This is a genomic window from Neorhizobium petrolearium (genome assembly GCF_017873175.1).
GTDB classification, from domain to species: domain Bacteria; phylum Pseudomonadota; class Alphaproteobacteria; order Rhizobiales; family Rhizobiaceae; genus Neorhizobium; species Neorhizobium petrolearium.
The window spans coordinates 135,706-154,674 of record NZ_JAGGJW010000010.1 but is presented as its reverse complement, the minus strand read 5'-3'; the positions used below and the strand labels follow the sequence as shown (position 1 = coordinate 154,674).

Sequence of the window (18,969 nt, the reverse complement as noted above, 5' to 3'; positions counted from 1 at the left end):
CAGGCTTCGTCGAGGCGGAGACTGTGCGCATGCCAGGCAGCGTGCAGGATCGTCATTGGAGAGGGATCGGAAGCCACTATTCTCCCACGGCGTTTTTCGACCGTCTTGTGATGGGCTTCACCGCTCTCTCCAACAAATCCGCCGCATCGGCAACGATGGCCGCGGCCTCGTTCCGCAAAACATCCTTCGCGTTCTTACGGGCGCTCTCGATGGCAATATCAGCAGTCAAGCTTCGCTCATCTGCTTGCAAGCCGTCATCGTCGCCACGAACCATCCCGGCATTTGTTTGCTCGCGCGCCTTGCTGCGCGTCGCCAGCACGGCCATTTCCTTGCGGCGTACTAGTTCATTGAGAGAAATGGTACGTTTTTCGCGCTGGGCCTTAAGCTCTGCAATGTCTTCGGCGAACCGCTGGAAGTCCGGCTCGTTTTTCACCCGCGCATCATGGCGGCTCTGCAATTGCGGCAACAACCCCGCCATATTGCCCGCAACCTTGTGTTTCGCAGGTTTGATCTGCGTCCAGGGCAGTGCATTGTCATAACTTGCTTCGCCAAATGTCCTGGGATCGAAAAGCCCGGGCAGACTTATATCTGGGGTGACGCCACGCAGCTGCGTCGTCCCGCCATTCACCCGAAAAAACTGGGCAACAGTCAATTTCAGCTCGCCGAATTTCGGCTCCCCATTTCGAGCGACCTGATCAAGACTGACCACGGTTTGTACGCTACCCTTGCCGAAACTGGGCTCGCCGATAATCACGCCGCGACCGTAATCCTGTATTGCTGCAGCAAAGATCTCGGAAGCGGACGCCGAGCCACGATTGATCAATACGCCTACGGGACCTGCCCAAACAGGCGCAGGCAGATCATCGCTTTCCACTTTGATTTTGCCTTCGGCGTTACGTTGCTGAACCACCGGGCCTTTCCCGACGAACAGGCCCGTCAGATTTATCGCCTCGGCCAACGAACCTCCGCCGTTACCGCGTAGATCGATGAGAACGCCATCGATGTTTTCCTTCTTCAGTTCACCGAGAAGTTTAGCGACGTCACGACTTGCCCCTTTATAGTCCTTGTCGCCGTTTTGCCGCGCTTCGAAGTCCTCATAAAACGCCGGAAGGGTAATCACTCCAATTCTGCGCGTGGTTCCGCTGTCTTTGACCGGAAGGATGGTCTTCTTTGCGGCCTGCTTTTCAAGGCTGACTTTGTCTCGCACCAGACTAACAAGGCGATGGCTCCCGCTTTCTCCGGCGTTCGCCGGTAAGATCTCCAATCTGACAACAGAGTCTTCTGTCCCGCGTATCATTTGGACGACTTCGTCAAGGCGGGTGCCTACTACCTCCTTTACCGCGCCATCATCGCCTTGTCCGACACCGATGATGCGATCACCGACCGCCAGCTTACCGGACAGTTGCGCCGGCCCCCCTGGTACAAGCTCACGGATCGTGGTGTAGCCGTCGCGTTCCTGCAAGACAGCACCGATCCCGACGAGCGAAAGCTTCATCGAGATGTCGAATTCAGCTGAAGCGGCGGCACCAAAATAATCCGTATGCGGGTCAACGGAGTTTGTGTAGGCGTCCATGAACGACTGAAAGACATCGTCGCTCTTGGACGAATACACGCGCTCGATAATATTTTTAAAGCGCCTGTCGAGCGTATCGCGAATTGCCGCGTCGGCCTTGCCTGCCAGCTTTAAGCGGAGCCAGTCGTTTTTTACGCGCTTGCGCCACAGTTCGTTGCTTTCCGCCTCCGACTGCGCCCAGGGAGCCTCGTCGCGCAACATGGAATAGTCTTCCTGAAGGCTGAAATCGAAGCCCTGCTTGAGCAGGCTCCGTGCATAGGTCATGCGATCTACAAGCCTTTGCGAATAGACGTTAAAAATCGAAAATGGAATCTTGAGGTCTTCGCGGAGAATGGCGTCATCGACCTTTGTGCTTTCAGCCATGAATTTGTCGATGTCAGCCTGCAGGAACAACATCCGGTCCGCATCCAGGGACTTGATGAACCGGTTCATGATTGTCGCTGACAAGGCATCGTTCAGCAGTACAGGCCTATAAGCATATCGCGTCAGGAATTGCGCGCTCACATGGGCAGCTTGCTCCTGCCGTTTTAGCGGCTCCAGAATCGGAGGCGCGGGTTCCAGGGAATATGCGGGTGACGCAATCGAAAGGATTAATCCCAGGAGACCAAATTGTATGCGCATTCAGCGTTATTCCCTTCTGCGGTGGCAAGCTCATTCTGCTCAATGCTGCTCAACGATGATAGCATTTTGGCAGATTAACGAATGTGCTGCTTTTTTATCTGTCGCAGCTGTACTACCGGACGCGACGCTTCAACGAACATCGGCGGTTCACTCCAAAACCAGCTCAGTTCTGCGCGAAAATCACAAATTGGTGATCGCCACCTTGACCAGGGCATCCTCAAGGCCGAGCCGGCACATCTCGCGTGAGGCATGCGGCAGGAGGGTGATCCCTACGCCCAGCGCCTTCAATTCCGGGCTGCTTCGTAAACGCGCGATGCCCTCTTCATGAAGCATGAGCGCAAGCGTCAACCCGCCAATGCCTCCACCTACAATCGTCACTTCCATGGTCTGCTCCCATCTCCCATGCGAGAATAGCTGGCACCTCCCGCCGGATGCCGCCGGAAGACACTCGAAACTGGTTCGGGGTTTTGGGCAAAGCTTCGCCACCACAGGAAGTGCCTGCCGTGGTCAGTCCTAAAGCTATTGCAATCCTCCCGATCATCGCCATCAACAGAACTCGAAGAAGCGCCGGTTCATTTGATGTCCGATGTATGACCATCGTTAGAGCTGTTCTTGACGAATGACAAATAGTTAGATTCTTTGAAGTCATCGCGAAAACAGATCACTGAAAAGGTGATGCGCCAGTGACCGACGTCGTCGCGATTTCATAGTTCCCGGCTGCCTTGAGCCGTTCCCTTAACCCCATATCGACCCAGGGAGCGGCGCCGAAGCGACACCTTTGACGATCTTAAGATCGCCGCTAAACTGGGTTGAGGTCGGTACGCGTGACGAGGAACCATTATATGCCCTGCGCCTGGGCGCAGGTTTGATTTTCGGGACGTTTACTCACGATCCGACAACTCGAATTGTGAAGGTCCGACGCGCCTTTCGATGACGTTAGCAGGACCGTTGAGAAGCGTTGCTAGGATCATCAGCACGAAGAAGGCACGAACATCATCGCCCTGTCGAATGGTTGGCGGAATCGATGATGATCCCACCGTGGGTGGAAATCGCCGTGAAAAGTGTGCCCTCGCGGCCATCAAGAAATGTGAAATTGAACATTGCTTGCCAGGACGGGCTATCAAGTCCGGGCCGGGCGCGCTGGAAACGGCAGTGCCTGGGGCTAGGAGCTTCTTGTCTTCAGAGACTTTCCACGATCGACTGGCTGATCCGCACGCCCGCAGTCGCGATATGATCACGCATGGCGTCCTCAGCTGCCTGCGGATCCCTCGCCGCAATCGAGGCAACGATGGCGTTATGTTGACGGACCATCTCCTCGCTCACTCCGTGGGTGAAAACACGCGTCCGCGAATTCACCCAATGCTGTTCCTTACGCACGGAATTGATGAGGCGGAATACGCCCCAGAACATCGTATTGCGAACGCTTTCCGCAATCTTGGTATGGAAGGCGCTGTCCCATCGTTCGTATTCCCGTGGCGTTGCAGCTTGCGCCGCCCTGCGGACGAAAAGCTTCATCTGGTCGATGTCTTTCGGCGTCGCGCGCGTCGCGGCAAAACGGGCCAGCACCGGCTCGATCTCCAGTCTGACCTCAATGATGTCATGGGGGCTGGTCCGGTTGGTGAGCGATTTGAGGCTCGTGGACTTTGGCCCTACCTCTCGAACAAACGTTCCAAGCCCCTGCTTTCTGAAAAGCAGCCCCTCCCCTTCGAGTTCATTCAATGCCTCTCGGACGGCACGCCGCCCTACACCGAACCGATCGCTCAGTTCGCGCTCCGGCAGAAGCCGCTCCTCCCTAATGAACCGTTCGTCCGTGGCCTCGATTGCTGCACGTAGCGTATCGAGCAGATTTTGCTTGTTTCTCGTCGACACGATTATTCCTCATATTCGCGGCCACAACATGAACCATTGCGAACCATTTATCAAGATGTGCACTGCGCCATTTTTTTAGGCAGACTAATCAATTTGATTCATTATATGGCATAATTGCGGGAAATTAGCTTGACTATGCCCATCGAATGACAAGAAAATAAGACCCGATCGCAGCAGCAGACGTAAAAGGCTCTGTGTATTTATGGAACCAATTTGAAATGGTTCATATAAGGGGAACAAAATGGACAGACGTAATTTTATGAAACTCGCGGCCTCAGCCGCGCTTGCCTCTCCAGCCATCGGCTCGGCGCGCCTCGCCTTCGCACAATCGAAACCCGAGTCACTTGCAATGATGACCTGGGGCGGTCTGTGGGGCGATGGCATGGCCAAAAATGTCGATACGCCCTTTGCGAAAAAGACCGGCGTCAAGATCGTGCAGGATCGTGGATCCAGCCCCGTCGAGCGCATCACCAAGCTGAAGATCAGCCTCGGCAACCAGGTCTACGATCTCGTTCAGCTCCATGATGGTGTCGTCCCGCTGGCGGAGGCTCAGGGCGTTCTGGAAGAACTGGATCCGAACTCTCAGAATTTGCCTTTTCTTGCCGCCGTGCCTGACCGCTTCAAGCGCAAGGGTTGGGTGGCGATGATCTACTCCGCCCTCGGGATTGCCTACAACCCGAACCTGGTCAAAAAGCCTCCCACCAGCTTTGCGGATCTGTGGAACGAGGACTATCGGGGACAGATCGTCCTGCCGGAAATCACCCATTCGATCGGCCCCTACATCATCCCGATCGGCGCAATGGCAGCCGGCAAGGACGCCAGGGACGGCGAAGCCGGCTTCGACATGCTGGGCAAGATGGCCGCTCTCGATCCGATCTGGGCCAAAGATACGGACACCATCATGAGCGCGCTGGTCAACGAGGAAGCGGCCGTCGGCCTGCTTTACAAGTCGCAGACCTATACGGTGCGACAGCAGGGTGGAAAGGTCGAATGGGTCTTTCCGAAGGAAGGAGCGATCTCCTACCTCTCCGGAACCGGCATTGCCAAGAATACCAAAAACAAGGTGCTGGCCGAGCAGTACGTGAACATGACGATCGACCCATCGACGCAAGGGTGGGTCGCCCAGGTGTTCAACTACGGCGGCACGCATCCCGACACGCTGGCCAAGCTGCCCGTGGAACTGCAGGAGAGAGTTCAGTTCTCGCCGGAAGAGACGGCGCGTATCGTCGACCTAGATCAGGAATTCATGTCCGCCAACCGCGGCCAATGGACCGACCGCTGGAACCGCGTCGTTTCGGGCGGTTGAAGACAATGGACGGCGGCCTTATGGCCGCCGCACCAAATGGCAGGAATCCCAATCTCATGACGATTTTCAAGCTGGCTGACCGCGGAGCGTTCACCGGCATTCCTCTGACGTTCCTCAATCGATGCCGCGCATATCAATTCCCCGCGGCCGACGGTGCCGAAGGATTCGTGGTCGACGGGCAACTCGCTGAAGCCGCTGCGAGACTTGGCCTGACCGGCGAAGCTGCCGAAGGTCTGCCTGAGACAAGTGCGCCTCCGCGCATCGCAATCTACGCGGGCGAGGCCGTCGGCTATCCCTACTGGGCCTATTATGCCCATTCCCTGCTCAGCCTGGGGCTGACCTTCTCGCCAATCGACGGCCGGCAGATCGTGGCCGGGGCGCTTTCGGATTACGATCTGCTCGTCATGCCGGGCGGCTTCGCTACCTGGGGCCTGGATCGCGCCGAAAACCTCGCCGGCATCGACGCGGCAATCCACGCTTTCATCTCCGCGGGCGGCGCGTTCATGGGTTCCTGCGGCGGCGGCTTCTATGCCTCGGACGGGCGGCCGGGCTGGCTGCGCGCGATCGACGCGACCCCGAATTATACGCAGGAGTATCTTTCAACCGGAGCCGCGGTGCTGGGCATTTCGGTCAGCGACCCGGTTCTTGGACGCGGCCTGCCGGAGGCGATCGAACTGCCATACTATCACGGACCGGTATATTCGAATTCGGTTCGGGCTGCAGTCTCGCTCGGACACTTCCGCAATTTCATTTCTGAAAGCCGGCTGTTCATCGACAACCCGCTTGCACCGTCACTCTTCGATCGCGAGATGAAAAACACGCCCGCCGTTCTTTCCGCCAATCTCGGACGCGGCAAGGTGATCATCTTTTCGCCGCACCCGGAAATGGGCGAGTTCCTGCGTAAGGGCATCGTGCTTGAAGCCTACGTTCGGCGGTTTCTTCCCATTCGCGGCTTCAAGGTCATGGACGAGACGCTACGCTTCTTCATGAAGGAAGACTGCGCGGGTTTCAGACTGATCTATAATGCGCTTGTCTATCTCGGTTTGTTCGAAAGGCGAGGCGATGGCGCCATCTCTGAAATGAAGAAGGTCTCGCCGCACGAACTCCTGCAGCTGCTCAACGAATTGGACGCGGCCATGATCGCCTCGTTTGTCAGGCTGGAGGCCCTGGCGTGCTCCGAGACCGAGGCAATGCACCACCTCCTCTCCGCCGAATTCGAAAGGCTGAAGCAGGAATGGCAAGACGTGCTGGCGGGCATCCGGACTGAATGTGCCGCAGGCCTCGTCGACATCCGGCTGGTCGATGGCCTTGTCGGCGTCCTGCAGGCATCCCTCCCCTCGCTCGAAGCCCCGTCGAAGCCTACCGAAACCCTGGTGTTGACCGAAATGCCGATCAGGCTCTGCGCCGCAGGACTGCGTATCATGCGGTGCGACAATGCCCTGGAGACATCCCATGAAAACCGATAGCACCACCTCGGTCGGCGCATCCGATGTACGCTTCGTCTCGGTCGAAAAGTCGTTTGAAACCGCGACCGCTCTGCACTCCCTGGACCTCGAGATCGAGCGTGGGACGCTGTTTGCGCTGCTCGGGCCGAGCGGATGCGGCAAGACAACAACCCTTCGCCTCATCGCCGGTTTCGAGCAGCCGACCAGGGGACAGGTATATATTCGCGGAAAGGATGTGACGGGCATACCGGCCTACAAGCGAAGCTTCGGCATGGTCTTTCAGAATTTCGCGCTTTTCCCGCATCTGAGCGTCACCGAAAACGTGGCATTCGGTCTGCAGATGCGCGGCATCGGAAAGGATGTCATCCGCCAGAAGGTTGCCGCCGTTCTCGACCTCGTGGCACTTGGAAAGTTTGCGGACCGCTACCCGCGCCAGCTTTCCGGCGGCCAGCAACAACGCGTCGCGCTTGCTCGTGCCGTCGTGTTCGAGCCGGACGTACTGCTGCTCGATGAACCCCTGAGCGCGCTGGACAAGATGCTTCGCGAGCAGATGCAGGTGGAAATCCGCCAGTTGCAGCACCGCCTCGGCATGACCACGGTCTTCGTCACCCACGATCAGGAAGAGGCGCTGACCATGTCCGACCGGGTGGCGGTGATGAACCACGGCCGCATCCAGCAGGCTGGCACACCGAAAGACATTTACGACCGGCCGCGCACCGAATTCGTCGCAACTTTTCTCGGCGCGAGCAACATTCTCGAAGGACATGTGCGGGGCCGCGAAGGAGATCGTGCTGTCGTGGACGTCGCCGGTAATCTCATTCAGGTTTCCGGCACGCCCGTCAGCAAGGGGAAGCTGCGCTTCGCCTTGCGGCCGGAGAAGATCGTGCTCGATCCGCAAAGCGGCATTCGGGCGGTGGTGAAGGACGTCATCTATCGAGGCGCCCAGACCTTCCTTTACCTCGACATGGGAGGAATAGCCCTCAACGCGGTACTGCAGAACACCGCCGCGACGCCAGCCGATATAGAGACCGGCACCTCCGTGGGGCTGTCATGGGAAACGGCAAGCGCCGTCGCACTGGAGGATCCGACATGAACAGGGTCCTTCCCGCATCATCTCTGCTCTACGCTGTCGCCTTGCCACCGTTGGTGATCCTCGGCCTGTTTTTCGTTGTGCCGCTTTGCTACCTGCTGTTCGTCAGCTTCATGACGAACTCGGGAACGTCGCTCTTTGATCTCGAGCCGACGCTGATCAACTATGCCGAAATCTTCACCGACTCCTTCTACCTGCTGATCATCCGGCGGACATTGCTGTCTACGGCCATCGTCCTCGCCCTCTGCCTGCTGATCGGCTATCCCGTCGCTTTCTATGCAGCCCGGCTGTCCGCCCGAGGGCGCATGATCATGCTGATGGTGATGATGGTACCGCTGATGGTCAGTAACGTGGTCCGGGCCTATGGCTGGGTCGCTATCCTGGGACGGCGCGGTTTGGTCAGCAGCACGCTGACAGGCGTTGGCCTCATCGAACGGCCGGTGCAATATCTCTATTCCTTCGAGGCGGTAACGCTCGGACTGCTGACGATCCTTCTGCCCTTCATGATCGTCTCGCTCACCAACTCGCTGACCACCATAGACACGCGATATACCGAAGCCGCCTATTCGCTCGGCGCCAGCCCGTGGCGTGCTTTCCTGCGCGTTACCCTGCCGCTTTCCAGCCCAGGCATCGCATCCGGCCTTATGCTTGTCACCTTCCTGACGCTGAGCGCCTACGTGACCATCGCGCTCCTCGGCGGGCCACGCTACAAGCTGCTGGTAAGCTTGGTATTCGACAGCGTCACCACCTTCCGGTGGCCCCGCGCTGCGGCTCTCTCTTTTGCGCTGCTGATCATCGCCCTGATTATTGCGGTCATCATTCAGCTCGTCGTTCGACCTAATCGCGTACAGGGGAAGGGCTGAACCATGGGAGCCGTCTTCCTCCGCCTTATCGTCGGCATCGCGCTTACCCTGATCATGGGGCCGATCCTTGTCGTGCTGATCGTGTCGTTCAGCTCGGGCGATGCGCTTGTCTTTCCGCCACCCGGCTTCTCGCTGCGCTGGTTCGTCGAATTCTTCGGAATAGCCGAAATGCGCAACGCCTTCATGCTCAGCATCGTTCTGGCGCTCACCTCGGCCTGTGCTTCCGCCCTGCTCGGACTTCTGGGTGCCATCTATGTCTCTCGCAACCGGAACGGCCTTTCGACCTTCCTTCAGATGCTCATCATGGCGCCGCTGGTGTTTCCGGCGCTTATCCTCGGGCTTGCGCTGTTGCTGCTCTACAAAACGGTCAACATGAGCGTGTTGCCGGGCCTTTTCATCGCGCATGTGGTCGTCTGCCTGCCTTACGCCTTCCGAGCCGTGCTGACCTCGCTGCAAAGCTTCGACACAACACTGGAAGAAGCAGGCCAGAGTCTGGGCGCCGGGCCGGTGCGTTCATTCATGCTGATCACCCTACCGATCATCTGGCCAGGAGTTCTCTCTGGCTGGCTGTTCGCCTTCGTCGTCTCCTTCGGGGAACTGAACACCGCGCTGTTCCTGACGGGGCCGGGCATCGTGACACTGCCGATCGAAATATTCAGCTACCTGCAATTCCAGGGCAACCAACTCGTCGTCGCCGCGGCCTCGGCATTGCAAGTCCTCATCATCCTCTTCGTGCTTGTGCTGGCCGAACGGTTGGTCGGCGCCAAGCAACTCGTCCAGAGATAGGCAGTCGGATATGGCACCCTTTATCACACGCCCCGAACTCAGCGGCACTTTTGGCGCGGTCAGTTCCACCCATTGGCTGGGTACGTCCGTCGGCATGTCGGTGCTGGAGCGCGGCGGCAATGCGTTCGACGCGGCTGCCGCCTGCGGCTTTACCCTTCAGATCGTCGAACCGCATCTGAACGGGCCCGGCGGTGAAGTCCCGATCATCCTCAAGAGCGCGGGCGAGGACGAACCGGTCGTCATCTGCGGTCAGGGCGTGTCTCCAGCTCTGGCCAGCCTGGAGGCTTTCCGCTCGCTCGGCCTCGACATGGTGCCCGGCACGGGACTTCTGCCGGCCGTCGTTCCCGGCGCCTTCGATGCCTGGATGCTATTGCTGCGCGATTACGGCACTCTGCCGCTCGAAGATATCTTCTCCTATGCCATCGATTACGCGGAAAACGGCTTCCCGCTGCTGCCGCGGGCGATCGCGTCGATCATTCCGGTCGAGGATCTGTTCCGCAACGAATGGCCGACCTCGGCCGAGGTCTGGCTGCCGCATGACCGAGTACCGAAACCCGCCGCCCTGATGCGCACACCGGCCATCGCCGCGACATACCGGCGCATTCTCGACGAGGCAAGGGCAGCGGGCGGTGATCGTATTGACCAAATCGAAGCCGCGAGAACGGCTTTTTATCGCGGCTTCGTCGCGGAAGCTATCGACCGCTTCTACCGGTCGGCGGAACTGTTCGACACGACGGGCCGCCGCAATGGTGGTCTGCTTCGCGGCGATGACCTTGCCCGCTGGTCGGCGACGAAGGAAAGGACCGTGTCCCGCGATTTTCATGGGTTGACGGTCCATAAGACCGGCCCGTGGGGACAAGGACCGGTCTTCCTGCAGCAGCTAGCACTGCTGTCGCAGCTCGACATCGGCAGTCTCGACCCATACGGCGCCGACTTCATCCACACGGTCGTCGAAAGCGCCAAACTCTGCTTTGCCGATCGCGAGGCGTTTTACGGCGATCCGAACAGTTCAGACATCCCGGTTCAAACCCTGCTTTCCGATGACTACGCCCGGGAGCGGGCCAAACTGGTTGGTTCCGAGGCTTCGCAGCGGCTGGCCGCCAGCCATCTTTCCGGGGCGGCGGAAAGGCTGGAGCGGATCGCAGCCCGCGCCGGCAGCAAGGTTCCGCAGGGGCCGGGCGGCGGCGAGGTCACGTTCGCCGCTGTGCCCGAGATCGAGGGCGACACCGTCCATCTCGATATCGTCGACCGTTTCGGCAACATGGTCTCGGCGACACCGAGCGGCGGCTGGCTGCAGAGCTCGCCCGTCGTGCCAGGGCTTGGCTTTCCGATCTCCACTCGAGCCCAGATGTTCTGGCTGGATGACGGCCTACCTTCGACGCTGCGGCCCGGAACCCGCCCCCGCACCACCCTCACCCCCACATTGGTGACCAGAGACGGAGAAGGTTTCCTTGCGATCGGGACACCGGGCGGCGACCAGCAGGATCAATGGCCGTTGACGGTATTCCTGCGGCATGTCCTGCACGGACACGGCCTGCAACGCGCGATCGACGCTCCCATGTTCCACAGCAAGCACTGGCCGGGATCCTTCTATCCACGCGAATACGAACTCGGCCGTCTTCTCATCGAAGACCGGTATGACGCGTCTGTTCTTGATACGCTGCGCGAGCGAGGCCACAAGCTCTCCGTCCAAGAGAGCTGGGCTCTCGGCCGCGTCTGTGCCGTCGAAAGACGAAACGGTCTGCTCTACGGCGCGGCGACGCCTCGCCACGCCCAGAGCTACGCGATCGTACGCTGACCGATCGTCCTATCGGGCACCGTCCCCATTCCATATCCTGCTTGTCCATGCGACCCTTCAGCGGATAGACATCGATGTTTCTGGAATGAAGATGTTGAGAGTCCTCTATCGAGACCGCGGGTCCAACGCGTCGCGCAGACCGTCGCCCAGAAGGTTGAACGACAGCACGGTCATGAAAATCGCCATGCCGGGCCAGAGCGCCATCCAGGGCGCATTGCTGAGGAAGCGTTGCGCCGAGTTCAGCATCGAACCCCAGGACGGGGCCGGCGGCTGGAGGCCGAGGCCTAGGAAGGACATACTGGCTTCTGCGATGATCGCGGATGCGATCGTCAGTGTCGCCTGCACCATCAACTGCGGCAGGATGTTCGGCAGGATGTGGCGCACTGCAATGCGCCATTGCGGATTGCCCACGGCGCTCGCAGCCTCGATATATTCCTCCGCCTTGATCGACAGAACCTGACCGCGGGTCAGGCGGATGAAGAGCGGCGTGGCGGTGATGCCGATTGCAAGCATGGCATTCGTCAGGCTCGGGCCGAGGAAGGCCGCGAAGGCGATCGCCAGGATCAGGAACGGGCAGGCGAGCATGGCGTCGGTAAAACGGCTGATGAAACCGTCAATGATGCCGCCGAGGAAACCGGCGGCAAGGCCGAGCGGAACGCCGATTGCCATCGCGATCGCAACCGAGGTAAGGCCGGCCATCAGCGAGGCGCGCGCGCCCCAGATGATGCGCGAAAGCATGTCGCGGCCGGCTTCGTCCGTGCCGAACCAATGCGCCATGGACGGGGCTTTGCGGACCAGTGTCCAGCTCTGGGCAGCCGGATCGTATGGGGCCAGCAACGGCGCGAAGACGGCGACGAACACCATGAGCAGCACGACCGCGAGGCCAAGAAGCGCGCTCTTTCGTTTCGACAGCCGCCGCCACAGGCGGCCGCGGAAGAAGTGCGTGACGGGGTTTCCCCTGGGAGTGGCAACAGATTTGGTTTCCGAGATCGTCGGCACGGTCAGCTTCTCAGTCTTGGGTTGACGAGGATGTATCCGATATCAGCCAGAAGGTTGAGGATGATGTAGAACAGCGAAGTCACGAGCACGACGCCCTGCACCACGGGATAGTCGCGGGTGAAGACCGCATCGACGATCAGCTTGCCGAAGCCGGGGATCGTAAAAATCTGTTCGGTCAGCACCGCGCCGGAGAGCAGCGCGCCGAATTCCAGCGCGCCGAGCGTGATGATCGGCGTCAGCGCATTGCGCATCGCATGTTTGAACACGACGACCCATTCGCTGAGGCCCTTAGCGCGGGCGGTGCGGACGTAATCGCTTTCCAGCGCCTGCAGCATGGCACCACGGGTGTGGCGCATGATGACGCCAGCGATACCGGTGCCCAGCACGAAGGCCGGCATGATCGTTGTCGACAGGTTCATTTTCAGATCTTCCCAGGGGCTGACGAAGCCCGACGCCGGCAGCCAGCCGAGGTTTACCGAGAAGAACATGATGAGCATGATGCCGAGCCAGAAGTTTGGCAGCGAAATACCGGCGAGCGACACGACGTTGGTCGCATAGTCGACCGGCGTGTTCTGGCGAAGCGCCGAAATGACGCCGCCGGCAATGCCGAGTACGAGCGCCACGATGATGCCCATGACGGCAAGCTGCAGGGTAACCGGCAGCTTCAGCAGGATCAGTTCGAGGACCGGACGGTTGTGGCGCATGGATTCGCCAAGATCGCCGACGAATACGCCCTTTACCCAGTAGAGATATTGAACGATCAACGGCTGATCGAGATGGTACTGGGCGCGGATGGCGGCAAGCGTTGCCTCATCCGGATTCTCGCCGGCCAGCACCAGCGCCGGGTCGCCCGGCAGAAGATGCTGCAGCGAAAAGATGATCAGCGACAGCAAAACGACGGTCGGGATAAGCTGCAGAAGGCGGCGTGCGAGAAGCGATGACATGGTTTAGCCTCCTGTCACGGTCTGGGCCGGCCGCTTGGCCATGGCTTCAAACGCCGCGAACAGTTCTTCGAGCTTAGGATTGCGCGGCTCGCGGGCGACTTCAGCGGCATCCTGCGCCGGTAGTTCGCGCCAGAAGGCGCAGGCATTCGCATGGCCGTTCGGCTCCACGTCGAGCTTCATGCTGACGGTCTTGCATTCCGGCCGCACGTACGGACAGCGGGTATGCAGGCGGCAACCTTCCGGCGGCGAAAGCGGGCTCGGTAAGTCGCCACGCAGGCGGGCGGCCTTTGCGCGCTGGTGACTCGGCGGAGCGGCGACTGGAATGGCCGACAGCAGAGCCCGCGTATAGGGATGGCGGGGCACCGCGAAGATTTCGTCGGCGGTGCCCATCTCGACGACATTGCCGAGATACATGACGGCGACACGGTCGGCGATGTGCTTCACGACGCCCAGATCGTGCGAGATGAAGACGAAGGCGAGGCCGAGGCGCTTCTGCAGGTCCTTCAGGAGGTTGAGCACCTGCGCCTGGATCGAGACGTCGAGAGCGGAAACCGCTTCGTCGCAGATGATCGCCTTCGGCTCGGAAGCAAGCGCTCGTGCAATGACCACACGCTGGCGCTGGCCACCGGAGAATTCGTGCGGATAACGGCTTGCCTGTTCCGGGCGAAGGCCGACCATTTCGAGGAGTTCGGCGACGCGCCTGGCGCGTTGGCCCGCTGGAACGATATTGTGCAGCATCAGCGGTTCGGCGATCGTTTGAGCGATCGTCATGCGCGGATTGAGCGACGCATAGGGGTCCTGGAAGATCAGCTGGACATGCCGCCGCTGTTTACGCATCGCCGCATGGCTGAGATTGGTGACATTCTGGCCATCGATGAAAACTTCACCGGCGCTCGGTCTAATCAGCCGCATCAGCAGGCGGCCGAGCGTGGACTTGCCGCAGCCGGATTCGCCGACGATCGCGAGCGTTTCGCCCGGCATCAGCCTCAGGGTGACATCTTCGACGGCGCCGACTGATGCCAGCGGGCGGCCGAACACGGTGCGCTTGACCACGAATTTCCGGCCGAGCCCGCGGGCTTCGATAATGGGAGTTGTGGTAGTCTGGGTCATGGGACGAGGTCCTGCATGGGCGCACGCCAGCAGCGGCTGAAATGACCGGCGGAGACTTCGATCAGTTCGGGCATTTCAGCGCATTTTTCGATGCGGAACGGACAGCGCGACTGGAAGCGACAGCCTGACGGCGGATTGGCCATGTCCGGCACCGTGCCGGTTATGGCGACGAGTTGTTCGCGCTTCTCATCGAGACGCGGCAGCGAGCCGAGCAGACCGACTGTGTAAGGGTGCTGCGGGAAGGTAAACAGTTCCTCGACGGAACACTGTTCAACCACTTGGCCCGCATACATGACGATCACGTCGTCGCAGGATTCTGCGACCACGCCGAGATCGTGGGTGATGAGGATGATGGCCGTGCCGGTCTCCTGCTGCAGTTCGCGCATCAGTTCCAGCACCTGCGCCTGGATCGTCACATCCAGCGCGGTGGTCGGTTCGTCGGCGATCAGCAGTTCCGGATCGCAGGCAAGCGCCATGGCGATCATCACGCGCTGGCGCATGCCGCCGGAAAGATTGTGCGGATATTGGTGGTAACGGGTCTCGGGCGAGGGGATGCGCACCAACTTCAGCATGGCGATGGCGCGTTCGGTCGCTTCCTTCTTCGACATCTGCCGGTGCCGCAGAATGACTTCGTTGATCTGTTCACCAACCGTATAGGACGGATTGAGCGAGGTCATCGGCTCCTGGAAGATCATCGCCAGCCGGTTGCCGCGAAGGCTGCGCATGCCGCTCTTCGTTTCCTCGAGCAATTGCCGTCCGTCGAAATTGACGCTGCCGGAAATGCGGGCACTGTGTTCGGGCAGAAGCCGCATGATGGCAAGCGAGGTAACGCTCTTACCGCTACCCGACTCACCGACGATCGCGAGGGTGCGGCCCTTCCCGACCGAAAAGCTGACTCCGTCCACGGCGGTGACCGTACGCATATCGCCCTCAAAGACGACGCGCAGGTTATTGACGTCCAGCACCGACGCACGTGCGTCGTCAGCCCGAACGGATCGGGCTGACTGGTTTTCAAGTGTATGTTGAGACGTGCTCATCGAAGCTTTTGTGTCAGCTTGGGTATTATTTACGGCTGACGCCAGCCAGACGGATGATGCCATCCGGAGCGGGCTTCATGCCAACGATGTTGGAGTTGTGGGCGAAGATCCACTGCGAGTGGTACAGGTAGACGATCGGCAGGTCCTTTTGGAGGATTGCGACGGCCTTGCTGTATTCGGCCTTGCGAGCTTCCACGTCGCCGATCGAACGAGCCTTTTCGAGCGTCGCGTCGAGTTCCTTGTTGCAGTAATGCGCATCGTTGGTCGGCGCACCGCAGGAGAGCATCGGAGTGATGTTCAGGTCAGGGTCGACACGACCGCTCCAGCCGACGAGGTGGGACTGAAACTTGCCCTGGCGGGCGATGTCGAGCAGCGTCATCAGCTCGGTCGGCTTGATCGAAACATTGATGCCGATTTCCTGAACCATGGCCTGGATCAGAGTCGCGACCTGCTGGCGCTCGGCGTCGGTCGGAACGAGGAGTTCGAGATCGACGGACGTCACGCCGGCTTCCGCCATCTTCCTCTTGGCGGCTTCGATGTCACGGGCCGGAACCGGGAACTTCTTGTCGTAGAAGGGACTCGACGGAGGGAACGGCTGGTTGCCGATCGATGCCTGGCCGTCGAAGACGACATTGCTGATCGCTTCGCGGTCGATTGCGAGGCTGAAGGCTTCGCGGATTGCGGCCTTCTTGCCGGCATCGAGGTTTGCGCCTTCTCCGCCGATACTGAAAGTGATGCCATAGTAGCCGAGGCCGACGACCGGATCGACGGCCAGCGCCTTGTCCTTCTTGACGGCTTCGACGTCCGTTGCCGCGAGACGCTCGATCAGGTCAAGCTGGCCGGAACGCAGGTTCAGCAGACGGACGTTGGAATCCGGCATGCCGCGATAGATCAGGCGGTCGAAGCTATACTTCTCGGCGTTGTAATATTGCGGGAACTTTTCAAGGACGATGCGGTCCTGAACGACGCGCTCGACGAACTTGTACGGGCCGGAGCAGACGGGAGCATCGGTGAACTTCTCGCCGAGCTTTTCACCTGCCGTCGGGCTGATGATCATGCCGGCGCGGTCGCTGAGGGCCGCGAGCAGCGGAACGGACGGCGACTTCAGATTGATCTGAACCGTGGTCGGGTCTACGACGTCAACCGTGTTGATCGCGCTGATTTCCGGCTTGCGGCGAGAGAATTTTGCGTTGAGGGCCCGCTCGAGATTGTACTTGATCGCGGCGGCATCGACCTTGGTGCCGTCATGGAAAACGGCGTCGTCACGAAGCTTCAGGGTCAGCGTCTTGCTGTCGGCGCTCCATTCCCAGCTTACGGCAAGCATCGGGATGATCTTGCCGTTTTCATCGATATCGACGATCTTATCGCAAAGCGACTGAAGAACGTGGCGACCGACGAAGCTCCAGTTGGTCGACGGATCCAGCGTATCCGGATCGTCCTGCAGGCCGATCTTCAGAACGGATTGGGCAGCGGCAGGTGCCGTGGCGGAGGCCAGGCCGCCAAGCGCCAGGCCGGCTACGAGTGCGAGGTAAAGTGGTTTCATCGAATTCCCTCTCTTGTTTAGAACTCTTTGTTTCGGCCTAGCGTGCGACCGCGTAACCCTGGACGCCGCGCGGGTTGGAACCAGCCTTGATCAGCTGAACGTCGCCATCCATTTCCCGTGCGACGGCTGCAAGACGGCCCTCGGACCAGGCATCGGCAACGGTAATCCTGTGACCACGGGCCGCGAGATCTTCGCGCACTGCCTCCGGGAAGCGGGATTCCAGCGTGATCGCGCCATGACTGATCTCACGCGGCCAGAACGAAGACGGCAGGTGGTCGGTGTGGAAGGACGGCGCGTCGATCGCCTCCTGCAGGTTCATGCCGTGATGGATATGGTACATCAGCATAATGAGCTGCCACTGGTCCTGCTGGTCGCCTCCCGGCGTACCGAAGGCCATGTAGGGCTGGCCGTTGCGGAAGACGGTGGACGGGGTTAGCGTTGTGCGCGGACGCTTCGACGGCATGAGTGACGAATTTAGACCTTCTTCGAGCCAGAACATCTGGCCGCGGGTGGTGAGGCTGAAGCCGAGGCCCGGGATGACCGGGCTCGACTGGAACCATCCACCGGAAGGCGTTGCTGAAACCATATTCCCCCAGCGGTCGACGGCGCTGACCTGCACCGTATCGCCGCGCTGTGCGCCCTCTAATGTGAGCGCCGGTTCGCCATACCTGTCGTTCGGCAGCTTGGGTTCACGGGCGACTGTCGGCTCTCCGCCGCCAAGGCCGGGTTGATGAATCGTGCCGACTGTGCGCAGCGGCGGCATATTGGGATTGCGGCCGTCCGGCGTACCGGGGCGCACTTCCATCGAGGCCGTGTTGGTGATCAGAGCCCGGCGGGTATCGGCATAGTCGGAAGACAAGAGCGCCCCCATCGGCACGTCGGTACTGTCGCCATACCAGGAATCGCGGTCAGCCATCGCAAGCTTGGTGGTCTCGACGACGAGATGCACGAAATCGGCACTCATCGGGTCGAGATCGGCGATATCCGTGCCCTTGAGGATGTTCAGCATCTGCAGAAGAACCGGGCCCTGCGACCACGGCCCGCACTTGAAGACCTCGCAATCGCCATAGGTGGTGGAAACCGGCTTTTCGATCAGCGGCTTGTAATCGGCCATGTCCTGGGCTGTGATCAGACCCTTGTGGCGACGGCCGGACACATCCCAGACTTCTTCCGTTGCGCAGAATTCCTCAATCCGTTCGGCGACCGGGCCGCGATACCAGAAATCAAGCGCAGCATCGATCCGCGCTTCGCGAGTCTTGGCCGATTTCGTCTGGTCGATGATCTTCTGGTAGAGGTCTGCAATCAGTGGATTGCGGAAAAGCTTGCCGGATTGCGGCGCCACACCGCCAGGCAGGTAAACTTCCGCCGAGCTCGGCCAATGCGTTTCGAACAGCTGGCGCATGGAGGTGATCGTGTTGGCAATACGCGGCACCAGCGGATGGCCGGTCCGTGCATAATAGATCGCCGGGGCCAGCACGTCTTCCAGTTCAGCCGTGCCGTAGTCGCGCAACAGGGTCAGCCATGCGCCGAATGCGCCCGGTACGCAGGCCGCAAGCAGCCCGGTTCCCGGAATAATATCGAGGCCAAGTTCCTTGAAGTACTTCATCGTGGCCTTGGACGGGGAAGGCCCCTGACCGGAAATCACAGTCGGGGCCGTTGCGCCGGCAGGTGTGACAATGATCGGCACTTCGCCCGCAGGGCCGTTGAGATGGGGTTCGACAACCTGAAGGACAAAGCCGGTCGCAACCGCGGCGTCAAAGGCCGTATGGCCTTTTTCCAGCATGGACATACCGACCGTTGAGGCGAGCCAGTGGGTCGACGACACTGCTCCGAACGTGCCCCTGAGTTCCGGTCGTGTTGTGAAGGTCATAGCAATTCCCCGGCCAGCCGCGTGCGCCCCATCTTTCAGCCTCTTCGCAGAGGTTACCGGCGGGACCGCATGTTGGTGCTGGATTATATACAAGTCTCAATGTTAAGTGCCGCAT

General features: G+C 60.1%; 14 protein-coding genes and 1 pseudogene. 6 read left to right on the top strand and 9 right to left on the bottom strand.

Going from position 1 to position 18,969, the window contains the following annotated elements:
• Positions 1–76: 76 nt before the first annotated feature.
• From J2046_RS19765 to J2046_RS19755, 3 genes and pseudogenes are all read right to left on the bottom strand, one after another.
• Complete coding sequence (locus tag J2046_RS19765) at positions 77–2,194, bottom strand: carboxy terminal-processing peptidase (RefSeq protein WP_210054783.1); 2,118 nt, start codon at positions 2,192–2,194, stop codon at positions 77–79.
• Positions 2,195–2,401: 207 nt separating this feature from the next.
• Positions 2,402–2,578, bottom strand: a pseudogene (locus J2046_RS19760) (flavin-dependent oxidoreductase); the annotation flags it as partial.
• Positions 2,579–3,373: 795 nt separating this feature from the next.
• Complete coding sequence (locus tag J2046_RS19755; RefSeq protein WP_037146334.1) at positions 3,374–4,063, bottom strand: FadR/GntR family transcriptional regulator; 690 nt, start codon at positions 4,061–4,063, stop codon at positions 3,374–3,376.
• A gap of 241 nt (positions 4,064–4,304) precedes the next feature.
• Here J2046_RS19755 and J2046_RS19750 point away from each other — a divergent pair, with 241 nt between their 5' ends.
• From J2046_RS19750 to J2046_RS19725, 6 genes are read left to right on the top strand one after another with little or no spacing between them, the layout of a single operon-like run.
• Positions 4,305–5,369, top strand: coding sequence for an ABC transporter substrate-binding protein (locus J2046_RS19750; RefSeq protein WP_210054779.1), 1,065 nt, complete (start codon positions 4,305–4,307; stop codon positions 5,367–5,369).
• Positions 5,370–5,425: 56 nt separating this feature from the next.
• Positions 5,426–6,835 carry a BPL-N domain-containing protein gene (locus J2046_RS19745; RefSeq protein ID WP_210054777.1) on the top strand — a complete coding sequence of 470 codons (1,410 nt, stop codon included), beginning with the start codon at positions 5,426–5,428 and terminating at the stop codon, positions 6,833–6,835.
• Complete coding sequence (locus tag J2046_RS19740) at positions 6,822–7,907, top strand: ABC transporter ATP-binding protein (RefSeq protein ID WP_233470116.1); 1,086 nt, start codon at positions 6,822–6,824, stop codon at positions 7,905–7,907. The genes J2046_RS19745 and J2046_RS19740 overlap by 14 nt, the downstream gene beginning before the upstream one ends.
• Positions 7,904–8,767, top strand: a complete 864-nt coding sequence (locus J2046_RS19735; RefSeq protein WP_210054773.1) for an ABC transporter permease — start codon at positions 7,904–7,906, stop codon at positions 8,765–8,767. Before J2046_RS19740 ends, J2046_RS19735 begins: the two co-directional genes overlap by 4 nt.
• Positions 8,768–8,770: 3 nt before the next feature.
• A complete protein-coding gene (locus tag J2046_RS19730; RefSeq protein ID WP_210054771.1) occupies positions 8,771–9,553 on the top strand; it encodes an ABC transporter permease in 783 nt (260 codons plus the stop codon).
• 10 nt (positions 9,554–9,563) lie between these two features.
• A complete protein-coding gene (locus tag J2046_RS19725; protein WP_210054769.1) occupies positions 9,564–11,351 on the top strand; it encodes a gamma-glutamyltransferase family protein in 1,788 nt (595 codons plus the stop codon).
• 105 nt (positions 11,352–11,456) lie between these two features.
• Here the strand turns inward: J2046_RS19725 and J2046_RS19720 are convergent, their stop codons facing one another.
• From J2046_RS19720 to J2046_RS19695, 6 genes are read right to left on the bottom strand one after another with little or no spacing between them, the layout of a single operon-like run.
• Positions 11,457–12,350 carry an ABC transporter permease gene (locus J2046_RS19720; protein ID WP_411828519.1) on the bottom strand — a complete coding sequence of 298 codons (894 nt, stop codon included), beginning with the start codon at positions 12,348–12,350 and terminating at the stop codon, positions 11,457–11,459.
• A 2-nt stretch (positions 12,351–12,352) separates the two neighbouring features.
• Complete coding sequence (locus J2046_RS19715; RefSeq protein WP_037146321.1) at positions 12,353–13,294, bottom strand: ABC transporter permease; 942 nt, start codon at positions 13,292–13,294, stop codon at positions 12,353–12,355.
• Positions 13,295–13,297: 3 nt separating this feature from the next.
• The gene (locus J2046_RS19710; protein ID WP_210054767.1) at positions 13,298–14,404 is read right to left on the bottom strand and encodes an ABC transporter ATP-binding protein; all 1,107 of its coding nucleotides are present in this window, start codon (positions 14,402–14,404) and stop codon (positions 13,298–13,300) included.
• Positions 14,401–15,441 carry an ABC transporter ATP-binding protein gene (locus tag J2046_RS19705; RefSeq protein ID WP_081952687.1) on the bottom strand — a complete coding sequence of 347 codons (1,041 nt, stop codon included), beginning with the start codon at positions 15,439–15,441 and terminating at the stop codon, positions 14,401–14,403. Before J2046_RS19705 ends, J2046_RS19710 begins: the two co-directional genes overlap by 4 nt.
• Positions 15,442–15,466: 25 nt before the next feature.
• Positions 15,467–16,984, bottom strand: coding sequence for an ABC transporter substrate-binding protein (locus J2046_RS19700; RefSeq protein ID WP_210054765.1), 1,518 nt, complete (start codon positions 16,982–16,984; stop codon positions 15,467–15,469).
• A 37-nt stretch (positions 16,985–17,021) separates the two neighbouring features.
• Positions 17,022–18,854: a gamma-glutamyltransferase family protein gene (locus J2046_RS19695; RefSeq protein ID WP_210054763.1), complete on the bottom strand. Its 1,833-nt coding sequence runs from the start codon at positions 18,852–18,854 to the stop codon at positions 17,022–17,024.
• Positions 18,855–18,969 lie beyond the last annotated feature (115 nt).